Origin of the sequence: Blautia sp. DFI.6.71 (genome assembly GCF_020593585.1) — a bacterium.
In the GTDB taxonomy this organism is placed as follows: domain Bacteria; phylum Bacillota; class Clostridia; order Lachnospirales; family Lachnospiraceae; genus Blautia_A; species Blautia_A wexlerae.
Genome location: NZ_JAJDMJ010000073.1, coordinates 1 through 13,300 on the forward strand (window position 1 = coordinate 1; position 13,300 = coordinate 13,300).

General features: G+C 40.4%; 14 protein-coding genes and 1 pseudogene. 2 read left to right on the forward strand and 13 right to left on the reverse strand.

What is annotated here, in order from left to right; genetic code table 11:
- Positions 1–282: 282 nt before the first annotated feature.
- The 7 genes from LJE12_RS18150 to LJE12_RS18175 form a co-directional block, all read right to left on the reverse strand.
- A complete protein-coding gene (locus tag LJE12_RS18150) occupies positions 283–1,710 on the reverse strand; it encodes an IS66 family transposase (RefSeq protein ID WP_120062723.1) in 1,428 nt (475 codons plus the stop codon).
- A gap of 117 nt (positions 1,711–1,827) precedes the next feature.
- Entirely contained in the window at positions 1,828–1,956 is a 129-nt protein-coding gene (locus LJE12_RS20105; RefSeq protein WP_020994050.1) for a hypothetical protein, read from the reverse strand.
- A 28-nt stretch (positions 1,957–1,984) separates the two neighbouring features.
- Positions 1,985–2,149, reverse strand: coding sequence for a hypothetical protein (locus LJE12_RS18155; protein ID WP_008703957.1), 165 nt, complete (start codon positions 2,147–2,149; stop codon positions 1,985–1,987).
- Complete coding sequence (locus LJE12_RS18160; RefSeq protein ID WP_008703958.1) at positions 2,139–2,513, reverse strand: class I SAM-dependent methyltransferase; 375 nt, start codon at positions 2,511–2,513, stop codon at positions 2,139–2,141. The genes LJE12_RS18155 and LJE12_RS18160 overlap by 11 nt, the downstream gene beginning before the upstream one ends.
- A gap of 126 nt (positions 2,514–2,639) precedes the next feature.
- Positions 2,640–3,674, reverse strand: a complete 1,035-nt coding sequence (locus tag LJE12_RS18165; protein ID WP_020994051.1) for an alcohol dehydrogenase — start codon at positions 3,672–3,674, stop codon at positions 2,640–2,642.
- A 24-nt stretch (positions 3,675–3,698) separates the two neighbouring features.
- Positions 3,699–4,103 (reverse strand): ATP-binding cassette domain-containing protein, encoded by a 405-nt coding sequence (locus LJE12_RS18170; protein ID WP_008703961.1) that lies wholly within the window; start codon positions 4,101–4,103, stop codon positions 3,699–3,701.
- Between the two features lie 71 nt (positions 4,104–4,174).
- A complete protein-coding gene (locus LJE12_RS18175; protein ID WP_179961454.1) occupies positions 4,175–4,855 on the reverse strand; it encodes an ABC transporter permease in 681 nt (226 codons plus the stop codon).
- A 366-nt stretch (positions 4,856–5,221) separates the two neighbouring features.
- On the opposite strand from LJE12_RS18175, the gene eutJ reads away from it, so the two are divergent.
- Together eutJ and LJE12_RS18185 are read left to right on the forward strand one after the other, a co-directional pair.
- On the forward strand, positions 5,222–6,058 hold the full coding sequence (gene eutJ / locus LJE12_RS18180; RefSeq protein ID WP_020994052.1) for an ethanolamine utilization protein EutJ: 837 nt from the start codon (positions 5,222–5,224) through the stop codon (positions 6,056–6,058).
- A 42-nt stretch (positions 6,059–6,100) separates the two neighbouring features.
- Positions 6,101–6,589 (forward strand): ureidoglycolate lyase, encoded by a 489-nt coding sequence (locus LJE12_RS18185; RefSeq protein ID WP_008703967.1) that lies wholly within the window; start codon positions 6,101–6,103, stop codon positions 6,587–6,589.
- A 70-nt stretch (positions 6,590–6,659) separates the two neighbouring features.
- Here LJE12_RS18185 and LJE12_RS18190 read toward each other — a convergent pair whose 3' ends face one another.
- The 6 genes and pseudogenes from LJE12_RS18190 to LJE12_RS20830 all read right to left on the reverse strand — a co-directional run.
- Positions 6,660–7,163: a gamma carbonic anhydrase family protein gene (locus LJE12_RS18190; RefSeq protein ID WP_008703968.1), complete on the reverse strand. Its 504-nt coding sequence runs from the start codon at positions 7,161–7,163 to the stop codon at positions 6,660–6,662.
- Between the two features lie 146 nt (positions 7,164–7,309).
- Positions 7,310–7,597 (reverse strand): BMC domain-containing protein, encoded by a 288-nt coding sequence (locus LJE12_RS18195; protein ID WP_008703969.1) that lies wholly within the window; start codon positions 7,595–7,597, stop codon positions 7,310–7,312.
- 24 nt (positions 7,598–7,621) lie between these two features.
- Complete coding sequence (locus LJE12_RS18200; RefSeq protein ID WP_008703970.1) at positions 7,622–7,921, reverse strand: BMC domain-containing protein; 300 nt, start codon at positions 7,919–7,921, stop codon at positions 7,622–7,624.
- Between the two features lie 386 nt (positions 7,922–8,307).
- Entirely contained in the window at positions 8,308–9,813 is a 1,506-nt protein-coding gene (locus tag LJE12_RS18205) for a hypothetical protein (RefSeq protein ID WP_020994053.1), read from the reverse strand.
- A gap of 161 nt (positions 9,814–9,974) precedes the next feature.
- Positions 9,975–12,596: a cation-translocating P-type ATPase gene (locus LJE12_RS18210; RefSeq protein WP_025580796.1), complete on the reverse strand. Its 2,622-nt coding sequence runs from the start codon at positions 12,594–12,596 to the stop codon at positions 9,975–9,977.
- Between the two features lie 421 nt (positions 12,597–13,017).
- Positions 13,018–13,174 (reverse strand): annotated as a pseudogene (locus LJE12_RS20830) (MATE family efflux transporter); the annotation flags it as partial.
- Between the last annotated feature and the right edge of the window lie 126 nt (positions 13,175–13,300).

The window sequence follows — 13,300 nt, forward strand, 5'->3', positions numbered from 1 at the left end:
CTTGCTGAGCAAAACCCTGTATAGTTCTTCTGTTCTTTCTGATGCCATGTTTTTTACCTTTCTTATCATGTTTCTGTGTCACCAGCCATCTGATTTACCTCGTCAAAAATCATATGATATAGCTATGTTTTTTCTTATAGTAACATGCTTCAACTGATATTCGCAATCAGAACATGGAGCTTATTTGATATGGAAAAAAGATTGTGTTACTGTTCAAGGGCTAACTGGACTTAAGAAAACCGATGGTGTAAACTGAAAAACAGTTAAAGCCATCGGTTTTCTTTATCCAAATATCCTGGACACTCTGTCAAATATATTTTCTGGTTCTTCTAAGCGCATCAAAACAAGCATGCTCATGCATTGGCAGAGGTAATCGATGCTCTCGAAACTTCTGAATGTCACGGCCTGCGCCTGTTTCCGCTTATAATTCCTTAGAAGCCTTTCTGCTTCATTATTAGTGGCAGGTACCCGGAGATCATGCAGGAACAGCAGATGGTTCTGCATATATTTCTCTATTCTCAGAAATAAATTATACCCGTCTCTATAGTAATCGTTTGCCGGAACATTTTCATATTCCTTCCGGGCGGTCTCCAGTATCTTACGGTATCTTTCTTCGAATTCAGAGACCTTACAGGGATCCAGTTCCTCAGACGGCTGTAATCCATTCCGGAAATGGATCATTTCCTGTACCAGTGAATGCATATCTTTATTCCAGGTACGGTCCGGCTCATTATCCATGCTACCTTTCAGATAGCGCAGCACATGGGCAAGGCATTCCTGATGATCCGTTCCATAATTATAAAAGGTCCGGTCATGATCGTGTACAAGGATCCCCTGGTAATCTTCAGTGACCGTGTCCTTTACCCCTTCATGCCCTTTTTTCTCACGGGCAAAATACAGGGCTTTTCCGTCCGGCGTTGCGCAGACATATATCTGGCAGCCCTTTCCGTTTTCCCTGCCATTTGTACAGTCTGTATGCATGACAGGGGAAAGCAGCATATCTGCATAAGCAGCCCTGCGCTCAGCTTCCGTTTTTAAGGCAAACTCCCTGCTGAGTCTGCTCACCATTCCTTTTGAGATATTCAGTTTTCCACCGGTCAGGCCTGACAGAAACTGTCTGCTCTTATCGATCGATGTACAGCAGTCATTGTTAAGAAGAAACAGAAATGCCCGGATGCTGCCGTCATAATTCACATCATCAATGACTCCGGCCGGAAATGGAGCATGAACGCGTTCTCCCGTCTGACTGCTATAATAAACATCTGCATGATATTCTGTTACATCCAGGAGCATGCGGATGCCTACCCGTTGTTTTATGATCGTTTTTGATGTCTTTTTAAAAGAATTGTCTTCCAGGACTATTTCCGGAGGCGGGAGAAGGATTGCCGGCCGGGTCGGCTCCTGTTTTTTGCGGCAGTGTCCCTTATGGCCTGGCTGGCCTCCGGGTTTCCTTCCGGTCTTTTCCCTGCTGTTCGTGATCTTTTTCTTCCGGAGTGTTTTGGAAGAAGGGATAGAAGAATTTTCATAATCACGGTTTATCTGTGCACGGAGTTTCAGATTTTTTCCCTGTTCTTCTTCCAGCCTGACTGCTGTTTCATAAAACTGGTGCTGGAGTTCTTTTACCTTATCCAGTGCATCATCCCTCTGTTTTTCTGCTTTCAGGGCGCGCTTTTCCATCTCCTGGAGCTCCTGTTTCGTTTTCTTCTGCATTTTTTCAAACTCCAGAAGCATATCTTCCAGTACCTGGAACCAGTAATTACGGACACGTATCGTTTCCTTATGGGCATCCGCCGCTTCTTTCTGCAGTTCCAGGATCCTGGATCCATATTACCTGCATTCCTTCTGATGAAGCTCTTTCAGCCGGACATATCTTTCTCCGGATTCCAGTTCTTTATTTCTGGTCTGTGCAGCTTTCAGGCGGCACAGGAGTGTAATACGGTCATAAGCATCAGGCATACTTTTTCCCCCGGCATAGTTTTATCTGTCAGACGCCGCTGATAATATCTGTGATCTTTGAAATATGGTCTTCCAGAAATTCGATCATTTCTTTCTGCTTCTGGATAAACTCTTCCTGGATCTCAATCTGCTTGAGATAACCGTCAAGAAGTTCATCACGTTTTCTAAGTTCTTCTCTTAAATCAATGTTCATAAGCCGTCCTCTCTTTCCTGACAAAAGTATAGCAGAAACACAGGAAAAAAGCGAACTGCCGGAAACTTATCATATGTTCTCCGCCTTCTAAGAACGTGGCAGTTTTATACTCACTGAGTTTTGCTGTTTCATTTGCAAATTGAATACCCACTTTTGAGGCATCAATCCCCAGAACCTTATGTGTAGAAATATCTCCGGTTCCGCATCCAAAATCCAGGACATTTGTTGTTTTTTCCGCAAATAGTTTTAAAGCTTCATCAAACATGGTTTCCACTTTCAAATCTAACTTTCTTAAATCTACAGGTGTACATTCTTTAAAAACCTGATTCCACATTTCTATTTCCTGTTCATATGCTTTATTCAAGACTTCGTCATCTCCTCATTACTTAATTCCTTTTTTCAAAAAAGAAACTGCTCCAGATATTTTTTTCACAGACCTGCTCATTTCATCTACAGCAATCCTGCTAGTACATCGTTTTCGAAACACGCTCTAACACTCTACCGCTACTTTGATCACACCATCTCTCTTATTTTCAAAAAGTTCATATGCTTCTTCGATTCTGCTAAGCGGATAGGTATGTGTGATAAGTGGTTCTGTATTAATCTTACCTTCTGCGATCAGTTTCAGGGTTTCCTCACAATCACATCCATCCACTCCACCTGTTTTGAATGTGAGATTTTTTCCATACATATCCGGAAGTGGCAGTACCTGAGCCTTATCATAAAGTGCAACCACTGTCACAGTTGCATTTGGTCTTGCACATTCCCATGCCAGACGAAATGTAGATTCCGCTCCCGCAACCTCAAGAACTACATCAGCTCCACCGTGATCACTATGGTCCTGGACAAAATCAAAGCATTCCTCCGGCGAGACAGTAAGAACCTCCGGATAATGTTCATTAATAAAATGAATTCTGTTTTCATCTTTTTCACACATAATAATACACTTTGGATTTTTCAGCATAACACTTAGCAAAGTGCAAATCCCTGTAGGACCAGCTCCAATAATCAGCACAATATCCTCCTCTGTGATCTCAGAAATACGTGCAGCCCAATAGCCAGTGGCAAGAACATCTCCTACCAGCAAAGCCTGTCTGTCAGTAACTCCTTCCGGAATTTTGTTCAGTCCCTGGTCAGCAAACGGAACTCTTACATATTCTGCCTGACCACCATCTATACGACAGCCAAGAGCCCATCCGCCATTCTCATCTGTACAGTTATTTACATAACCTTTTTTACAGAAAAAACATTCACCACAAAAGGTTTCTACATTTACAGTCACACGATCCCCTGGTTTTACATGAGTTACAGCACTTCCAACTGATTCAACAATACCTACCATCTCATGTCCCACAGTTATACCAGGAACTGCACGGGGAACACTTCCGTGTTTAATGTGCAGATCACTTGAGCAGATACTTGCAAGCGTTACCTTTACAACTGCATCTCGTTCATGCGTAAGTACTGGTTTTGGTTTTTCCATTAATTCAAATTTTCCCTTTGAAACATATGTATAAGTCTGCATTATTTTATCCCATCACTTTCCGGATTATTTTATCAGATGATCCTTCATAAATTTTAATGTTTTGTCTGCCTTTAGCCAAACTGCTTCCTGTTCTTCATGGGTAACAAAGATCAATGTCTTTCCCTCGGTCTTTTTTAAAATATAATCAATTGTTTCTGTGCATACCAGTCTTATATTGGAAGCAGCACTCAGATTTTCGCACAGGCGATCTTCCTGAAATACTGCACTGATCTTCCTGTCACTTATCACTTCTATTTTTCCCTTATCCGGAATATCCAGCCCCAGAAGAAGCCGTATCAGTGTAGTTTTTCCACATCCGGATCTTCCTCTTATACAAGTGGTTTTCCCTTCTGGAAAAACGCAACACAAATCTCTCAGTATCTGCTGCTCTCCGTATGCTTTACTGACATGATCTACCTTTATATCCATATCTTTTCTCCACCTGTAACAAACCTCACAAATAACGCATTTAAGAAAATTACCATAAATCAAAATCTCCGTTATTTATGTTCTATCATATAAACTACTCTGCTTACAATTCCAAGAAAACACTTTTCAAATACAAAACTTATCACAATAATCACAATCGTCCATGCAAAAAGATCAGGAGTATTCAGATATATTTTTGCATTATACAGTTTCTCACCAATAGAACCTGAGGGTACTCCGATAACCTCTGCTGCCACTCCTGCTTTCCAGCACATCCCAAGTGAAAGCCTGCATGCAGAGAGAAAATAAGGTAGTACCTGCGATACATAAATATATCTGATCTTTCTTCCGGGATTCACCTGAAATACTTTTGCCATTTCCAGTATCTTACTGTCAGTCTGCCGTATTCCCTCAAGGATATTCGTATATATCACAGGCAGAACCATAAGAAAAGAAATAAAAACTGACAGATTTCTGGACGGTATCCATATCAGGCACAAAATGATAAAAGACGCCACAGGTGTAGATTTGACCACCGCAATTACAGGTGCTATCAGGATTTCCACTGTTTTTGACCAATATGCCAACACTGCCAGAAAGATTCCCAAAAACATAGCCAAAAGAAATCCTGTCACAATACGCACAAAACTAAATCCAACAGACTGCCAGAAATTCCCGGTAAAACTCAGTTCAAAAAGCTTTCGGACAACAGAAACAGGAGATGCTAGAAGAATCTCCTGTCCCAGATACATACTTGCAAACTGCCAGATTGTAATCCAGAAAAACACTGCCACTATGCGGATTCCTGTATAGCATCCTTTCTTTATTTAAGAATTCAAGAAGTATTTAAGTTCATTAAATATTTTATCACACAATGAAAAAATATTTAATGAAAACTTTGATATTTACCAATAATTTTTCTATTCTTTTCATAACCTGACGGCATATTTTGTTGCTTTTCCATACTGATTATTCTATAATATATAATATCTGTTTGCAATTTTTTGTTGTTTTTTCTGAAACAGCAAAAATCGAAAAACATGTTGCTGAGAACGGAATGAGCAGTAACAATGTCAAACGATCTCATCTATAAAATAAAATATCAGGAGTATACAGATATGGAATTGAAAAACAGAACTTTATCAAATTTCGCCGATCTTGTTCAAACCGGTGAATGCAAAAAATTCAAAGGCCGCCTGAAGGTAGGTGTGGATTTGGGTACAGCTAATACAGTTCTGGCAGTTGTAGACACTACCAACCGTCCGATTGCTGGCATATCCGCTCCCTCCCAGGCTATCAGAGACGGCGTGATCGTCAATTATTATGAATCTGTTCAGCTTGTTACACGGCTGAAGGCTGAACTTGAAGAAAAACTGAAAACTGAACTTCCTTACGCTGCAGCTGCAATCCCACCCGGAGTTTCCGAAGGAAGTTCAAAAAGTATTCAATATGTGCTGGAGGGTGCAGGTTTTGAGGTTTCCAATATCGTAGACGAACCCACCGCTGCAGCTGCTGTACTTAAGATTTCAGACGGCGCTGTAGTGGATGTAGGTGGAGGCACTACAGGAATCAGTATTCTCAAAAACGGCAAAGTAATCTACACAGACGATGAAGCTACCGGCGGCAGTCACATGACCATGACTGTAGCAGGGCACTATAACATCCCATACGAAGAAGCTGAAATTTTAAAAACAGATCGTTCAAAAGAAGCTGAAATTTTCCCTGTAATCAAAGCAACGGTAGAAAAAATGGCCACGATCACTCAGAAATTTCTCACAGGCTACCAGGTACCCGCTGTATATGTTGTAGGCGGTTCCGCAAGTTTTGAAGATTTCACAGGCGTATTTGAAAAAAAGCTTGGGCTACCTGTTTATCGTCCGGTACATCCTCTGCTGGTAACCCCACTGGGTATCGCTTATCACTGTGATCTTCCACCAGTCACACACAAAAAATAATCAAAACTTTTCATAAAATACTATATAAGGGGGTATTATACCATGAGAGAACTAAAAGCAACAAAAATCAATGCTGCAGATTTTGCACCATTTGGTACATTTTTCAGCATGACAGAGCCAGAAGGCTATCCATTACATGGTGAAATACATAAATTTTATCCAGACCGTATTTCCGGTACCTGTATGGGATCCATTGGTTTTTCACCTATTGCAGTACATAAAGATGAACGCATCGTTAAAGCTGCTGAATATCACACAACTACCTGGGAAGGAATTGTTGCACTGGATGATGACATGATCATACATGTAGCACCGGCTTCTGCAGGCGCACCTGTTCCGGAACTTACCAGAGCATTCATAGTTCCAAAAGGAACTATGGTGAAGATCAATACTGCTATCTGGCATTTATGTCCTCTTCCTTTAAACAATGAAGTACTCCATGCCATGATCATTCTTCCGGAATGCACTTATGCAAATGACTGCACAGTAGTAGATTTTGAAGAAAAAGACTGGTTTAAGATTACTGTCTGATATACATAAATATCCCCGGAACTCCACTGTTTTTACATAAAGTTCCTGGGATATTTTTATTGTCTGATTTTTACAATACACCCTGCTTCTGCATTTCGGCAGACACAGAAACATACTCTTTACTGTTTTCAAGATTTCCCAGCTTTTCTTCCCATGTAAGGTTTCGTTTAATCTTTGCAGGACTTCCCATCACCAGAGAACCGTCCGGTATCACTGTATTCTTTGTCACAAGACTTCCTGCTCCTATGATACAATCCTTACCTATTCTGGCACCATCAAGAACAACCGCTCCCATTCCGATCAATGTACGGTCACCGATCATACATCCATGAAGCACTGCATTATGTCCAACTGTCACATTATTCCCAATATGTACCGGCATATTACGGCTTACATGAATCGTACAGTTTTCCTGAACATTAGATTCCTCACCAATCACGATCGGAGCATCATCGCCACGTATCACAGCATAATGAAGAACACAACTGTCACGCCCGATAGTTACATCTCCAATAACCACTGACTGCCTTGCAATTTTTGCATCTTCTGATATTTTTACACTCTTATAATCCATCTTCCGAAATACCTGCCTTCTTGATTTAATACTACCTTCACATCATTTTCAATACCCTGACACTTCTTTACTGCAGAATCTTTATACATATTCCAAAAAGACTTTCTGCATTTCATTTACTGATTTACAGAAAGTCCTCTTAGCTATTATTTATGGTGTTTTTCTTCCTCTTCTTTCACCAGTCTTGATGTTTCTTCAGACGGTGCTGAGATTACAGCTGCTGCTATAATTTCACAGGGCGGGTTTCCCTTTACAGCATCTACTGCTGCCTTTACTGCTGCTATATCGCCACTTAAGAATATAGTTGCGTGACCTCCGCACTTGGTATGCCAGGTACGGAATTCCACATCTGATGTTTTCAGCATCTGGTCAAGGACAACTACTGCATTACAGCTTCCCACAACCTCTACTAATCCTAATGCTCCATATGACATCTTCTCATTTCCTCCTGACATGTTCTATTTGTTAATGGTCATCTTAAGTGCCACTTCAGTATCTGCGGAAGGTGATGCGATCACTGTGTGAGAAACAATCTTGCCAAGGGGTTTGGCTGTCTCTAAGGCCACTTCCATTGCTGCATTCACATCAGAAACACTGCCGCGTATTTTTACACATGCTCCGCTTTTCAGTCGGTTTCGTTCGACGCTTTGAATCGTTACGTTTGCAGCCTTGGATGCTGCATCGAGAGCGACAAAGCAAGCTACCAGGTTATCCAGTTCAAATGCCCCAACTGCCATGCCATCATAGTTTTTTGCCATTTTATCCTCCTTACGAGACGGGAAAATGGTTCTCCCGACTGCTGTCTTTTATACTAGTATACCTTGTTTTCATTATAATCACAAGCTATTTTCTACTGAAATCTCACAAAAATTCACATAATGCCACACAATACCACATCATCTTCAAGAGTTTATCTGTTGGATTGTTTATTTTTCACTATTTTCATAAATCTTCTCTCTTACAACCATTCACAGGCTTCTATGCAGAACATATACTAATATGGAGAACAACAATCTGCTGTTGTCAGGTTTTAATCGTCATGCATCAAATGACCCGGAATTATCCGGTACCTCCTGCTGTAACATTTGATGCTGTAGGGTCAGACGGATATTTGCAATTGAAGCAGAGGACTTACTTGATTCAGTTAAATTTTTTCTAAATCTGCAATATTTTCAGGATATTCCATATCTGAATATAATTTCAGCTGTAACTGTAATATTCTGTTATATTCATCACAGCCCGGTTCTAAAACTCTTCTTTGTTCATACAGTTTATGATCTTCCTCACTCATTTTCACATCAAAGCTTTCCTGAGTATGGAACTGGATTTCAATACGATAGTTGCGTGAGTTTTTAAACTTTGCATTTACGCCATTATACGGAAAGCTGTCATTGACCCAATAATTTTTCAATGAATATATCTTCCAGTTTTTCTCATACAGAGCATCTGTCACAGATCGTATCTGTTCAACATATTCTTTCGGTTCCAGTATCACTGTATAACGAATAACATCCGCTATTGAATCAAAAAAAGACTTCTCTACTCTCTGATAAAGCTTATTATATAAGGACTTCGGTGATTTTACTCTATACTCTAATCCCGCAAGTACTGCTTTATTTATTTTTGCAAAGTCCATAAGAAATTTGGTGATCTCAAACTCTGTAGACAGATAATCCGCATAAAATACTCTTTCTTCAAAAGAAAGTTTATGAAAAAATTCAATATCCTCTTCTGTCCATGATTCTTCAATTTCTTTATTAAGATAGATCTTCTCTGAATTTTCAGCAGACAGAACACACTTGAGCTCTATCGAATCAATGCAAAAAAGACTGGTATTGTCACCCGACTCATGAGTAAGACTTCTGAGAATCTTATTAAAATTATTGATAATTATATTGACTTTTCTTTCAATCAGTGCATATGCTGAATCCGATCCACCTGCTTCTATCACAAGTTTACCATCTTTAACAGAAATGCTTCTTACGACATTTCTTTCAACAAATCCAACAATCTCTTCAGAATTATATTTATCAAAATCCTCATAATCCAGATCAGGATTTATATTTTTCAATTCTGCAAGCTGATTTCCAACCACAAGAACTGCTGCCAGATCCTTCAATCTGACAGTATTTTTATTGTCTAATACCAAAATTTCTTCCAGCTGATTTATATCATCGCTGTTTCCGCCAATAAAATACAGCATACTGGTTATGGCATATTTATGTTTCTCTGACGGAAATTCAAATATATCTCCATATTCTTCTATCAGACACGCACTGAACAAAACATGATATTTGCTCATGATCTGCAGGAATGTAAGCGATTGAGTCTGCTTTTGAATTCCCAGTCTGTTTATATATCTGTTCATGATTTCCTGATTTAAACCAAATCCGGTATGCGCAAACAGGGCTGCCAGCAAAAGACAGTAACACTCATCTTCATTCAAGCCTTCCAGTTTCTTTCTGTCCATTATTAAATCGCAAAATTCTGCAATATCTATAAAATGCATAATAGAATAATCAGAAATATTGGGATATATCTTTTTATATTTTTCCAGCATTCTCTGGACAACTGTACAGTTGTCCCTGTAATTCTCATATAATTTTTTTGATTTTTTAAGTAAATTTTCCGAACACTTGTTAACTATCATTTGAATGATCCTTCCTCAATTTGCACTGCTTATTTCTACTATTATACTCAAAAACAGCAGCCTTGTATATAGCTGCTGTTTCCAAAACTTCAGTAAAATTACATTTTCGCCCTTACCATAAAAAGCCAAAAGCTTCCGATGCATACCTGAGGAAAGACTCACTATCTTTCCCCTCTTTTTCTTAATTTCATGCGTATCCATTTAAGCATCTGAATAATCGGAAGGCTGGCAAACGCATACAGATATACGCATCCAAGCTGCATCAGGTTCAACGTCTCCACTTTAAACAGAAAATGAAGTCCAGGAACCGTCAGTACTGCTGTAATAAGTACTGACCCAAGTGCAAATGCTCCCTGAAGCCATTTATTATTAAAGAAACGTTTTGTAAAGATAACCGGATGATCCGATTTGCAGTTAAATCCATGAAACAAACGTGCCAGGCAAAGTGTTCCGAAAGCGTAGGTACTTCCCAGCAATGCACCATTCTGGTAATATCCTGTCAAAAATCCAATCATTGTCATCACACCGATCACAAAACCTTCCAGCCCGATCTTACCAAGAAAATCTTTTGTCAGTATTGACTCGTCTGCAGATCTTGGTTTCTCATTCATCACCTCACTGCTATGAGGCTCCACACCCAGTGCGATTGCCGGAAGGCTGTCTGTCAAAAGATTGATAAACAGCAGATGCACCGGTGCAAAGGGAACCGGAAGTCCTGCAAGCGATGCACAAAGAACTGCCAGAATCGCGCCAAAGTTTCCTGACAAAAGAAACTGGATCGCATACTTGATATTCTGATATAAATTTCGCCCATTTTCCACTGCTTTTACAATTGTTGCAAAATTATCATCTGTAAGTACCATTGCTGCGGCATCCTTTGCAACCTCGGTTCCAGTCACTCCCATTGCGACACCAATGTCTGCCTGCTTCAATGCCGGAGCATCATTCACACCGTCTCCGGTCATTGCCACGATCATCCCTTTCTCCTGCCATGCACGGACGATACGGATCTTGTGCTCAGGTGACACTCTTGCATACACAGAAATATTCGGAACAAATTCCCTCAGCTGCTCATCACTCATATTTTCAATATCAGCACCCTCGCATGCCTCCGACAGATCATGTAAGATTCCAATTCTCTTTGCAATTGCCGCTGCTGTGATCTTATGATCTCCCGTTATCATGACCGGTCTGATTCCCGCTTTTATACATTCTGCAACTGCAGCCTTTGATTCTTCCCTGGGCGGATCCATCATAGCAATCAGGCCAAGAAATACCAGATGTTTCTCATCTTCCATCGTCAATATATGATTCTCCGGAATTTCACGATAAGTAAACGCCAGTACCCGTAACCCTTCCATCGAAAAATCCTGATTCTGCATCTGGATCTTTTCTTTATCTGCTTCTGTAATTTCCCGGACTCCATCCTTTGTCCAAATCCTCTCTGTCAGTTCCAGAAGCCTGTCAACAGCACCTTTTACAATCATCCTGTTCTCGCCATCGATTCTGTGAAGTGTTGACATCATCTTACGGTCACTATCAAAAGGAAGCTCTCCTTCTCTTGGATAAAGATTTCTTACATCGGCAGCCTCTATTCCGCATCTGCTGCCCAGATTGATCAATGCCGTTTCCGTCGGATCTCCGATCTCCACTCCATTTTCATTTGTTGAATCATTACATAAAATACTGTAATCCAAAAGACATCTCTGTGCCGGATCTGCTGCATCAATTGCAGCTGCTGAAATCCTTTTTCCATCAATATAATAATCTTCTACTGTCATTTTGTTCTGTGTGAGCGTTCCTGTCTTATCCGAACAGATAACAGATACACTCCCAAGGCCTTCCACAGCCTGAAGCTTACGAATGATTGCGTGCTCCTTTGCCATCTTCTGTGTTCCAAAAGAAAGAACGATTGTCACAATAGAGCTTAACGCTTCCGGGATTGCTGCAACTGCAAGCGCTACTGCAAACATAAATGCACTGCTGATCTTCTCACCACGAAATACATTGATTGCAAACAGAATTCCGCAAAATATCAGTATCAGAATCGAAAGCTTTTTCCCAAAATCATCCAGATTTGCCTGAAGTGGCGTTTGTTTTTCAGAAGTCGATTTCAGAAGTCCCGCAATCTTTCCAACCTCTGTCTGCATACCTACATCTGTTACAACTGCTTTGCCACGCCCATATGTAACAAAGCTTCCGGAAAACAGCATATTTGTCCGATCGCCAAGTGGTGCTTCTGCCAAAATAGTGTCCATGCTCTTTTCAACCGCAAGACTTTCACCGGTAAGAGCACTTTCATCCACCTTAAGACTTGCATTTTCAATCAGTCTTCCATCTGCCGGAATCATATCACCTGCTTCAAGCAGAATCACATCCCCCACAACCAGTTCTCTTGCAGGGAGCTGGACAGCCACACCATCACGCAATACTTTTGCTTCCGGTCCGGAAAGCTTCTTTAAACTCTGCAAAGACTGCTCAGCCTTTACTGTCTGTACGGTTCCCAAAATCGCATTAATCGTAATAACGATCACGATAACCGCTGCGCTTTCCACATCTCCAAGCATACCGGATATCACTGCCGATGCAATTAATATCAGCACCAGAAAATCCTTATACTGTTCAAAGAAAATCTGTAAAATACTTTTTTTCTTTCCTTCTGCAAGCTCATTCCATCCACAGTTCTCTCTGGATCTTTCAACCTGTTCACTGGTAAGCCCTGATTCCCTGCTTTCCACGTGATCCAGAACTTCTTCTACTGTTTGTTGATAGATTTCCTTCATTACCTTTGCCTCCTTTTTTGCAAATATTCACCAACTGTAATTTTTTATGCAATGAAGGATTTTTAATAAAATGATATAAAAAAGAAACCCTTATTGCATAACAAAAAATGCAATAAAAGTCTCACCATTTCCTTGCAGCGCCGGATGTCTCCACCGTACTGACGACACTGCAAACGCAGATTTTCAAACGTAGGTTACTCCCCTTTATTGAATCTAATACTATAACAAAATCAATACCTCTGTCAAGATATTTTGTAAATCATCGGGCAAAAAGTTACTGTTTACTCCATTCTCAGCAACACGCTTCGCGATGCAGGAAATATGAACCTCCTTGTGCAAAGCCCAAGGAGTATCGTTTGCTTCGCAAACTTAATTTATGCTAGCCGCATAAATTCGCGCGGTATGTCTCGGGTTTTCTGTGAGCAGCCAACGCATTACTTCCAAGAAAATTGCCTACGATCAGGGAATCTGCTGTATTATACAACTGCTGAAACAGATTTCCGAGAAACAGTGGAATGGCAAAAAAAGATAATCTTTCCAGAGATACTTCCCTCTGTCATTCTTGAATCCTTTTTCATAATTTTTGATACCTTCCCGTTTTTTCTTTATTTTATCACAAAAAAGCCAACTATCTTACTCCTTTTCCCCCTCATTCGCTTCCTCTATTGTCACACTCTCCTGTACCTGCATATCCGTATACTGAA

Coding starts and splice junctions, on each gene's coding strand:
- LJE12_RS18150 (WP_120062723.1), bottom strand. CDS start 1,710: ATGCAGAAGAAAACGAAACAGGAGCTCCAGGAGATGGAAAAGCGCGCC.
- LJE12_RS18175 (WP_179961454.1), bottom strand. CDS start 4,855: ATGTATCTGGGACAGGAGATTCTTCTAGCATCTCCTGTTTCTGTTGTC.
- LJE12_RS20105 (WP_020994050.1), bottom strand. CDS start 1,956: ATGCCTGATGCTTATGACCGTATTACACTCCTGTGCCGCCTGAAAGCT.
- LJE12_RS18205 (WP_020994053.1), bottom strand. CDS start 9,813: ATGATAGTTAACAAGTGTTCGGAAAATTTACTTAAAAAATCAAAAAAA.
- LJE12_RS18185 (WP_008703967.1), top strand. CDS start 6,101: ATGAGAGAACTAAAAGCAACAAAAATCAATGCTGCAGATTTTGCACCA.
- LJE12_RS18195 (WP_008703969.1), bottom strand. CDS start 7,597: ATGTCATATGGAGCATTAGGATTAGTAGAGGTTGTGGGAAGCTGTAAT.
- LJE12_RS18200 (WP_008703970.1), bottom strand. CDS start 7,921: ATGGCAAAAAACTATGATGGCATGGCAGTTGGGGCATTTGAACTGGAT.
- LJE12_RS18165 (WP_020994051.1), bottom strand. CDS start 3,674: ATGCAGACTTATACATATGTTTCAAAGGGAAAATTTGAATTAATGGAA.
- LJE12_RS18170 (WP_008703961.1), bottom strand. CDS start 4,103: ATGGATATAAAGGTAGATCATGTCAGTAAAGCATACGGAGAGCAGCAG.
- eutJ (WP_020994052.1), top strand. CDS start 5,222: ATGGAATTGAAAAACAGAACTTTATCAAATTTCGCCGATCTTGTTCAA.
- LJE12_RS18210 (WP_025580796.1), bottom strand. CDS start 12,596: ATGAAGGAAATCTATCAACAAACAGTAGAAGAAGTTCTGGATCACGTG.
- LJE12_RS18155 (WP_008703957.1), bottom strand. CDS start 2,149: ATGAACATTGATTTAAGAGAAGAACTTAGAAAACGTGATGAACTTCTT.
- LJE12_RS18190 (WP_008703968.1), bottom strand. CDS start 7,163: ATGGATTATAAGAGTGTAAAAATATCAGAAGATGCAAAAATTGCAAGG.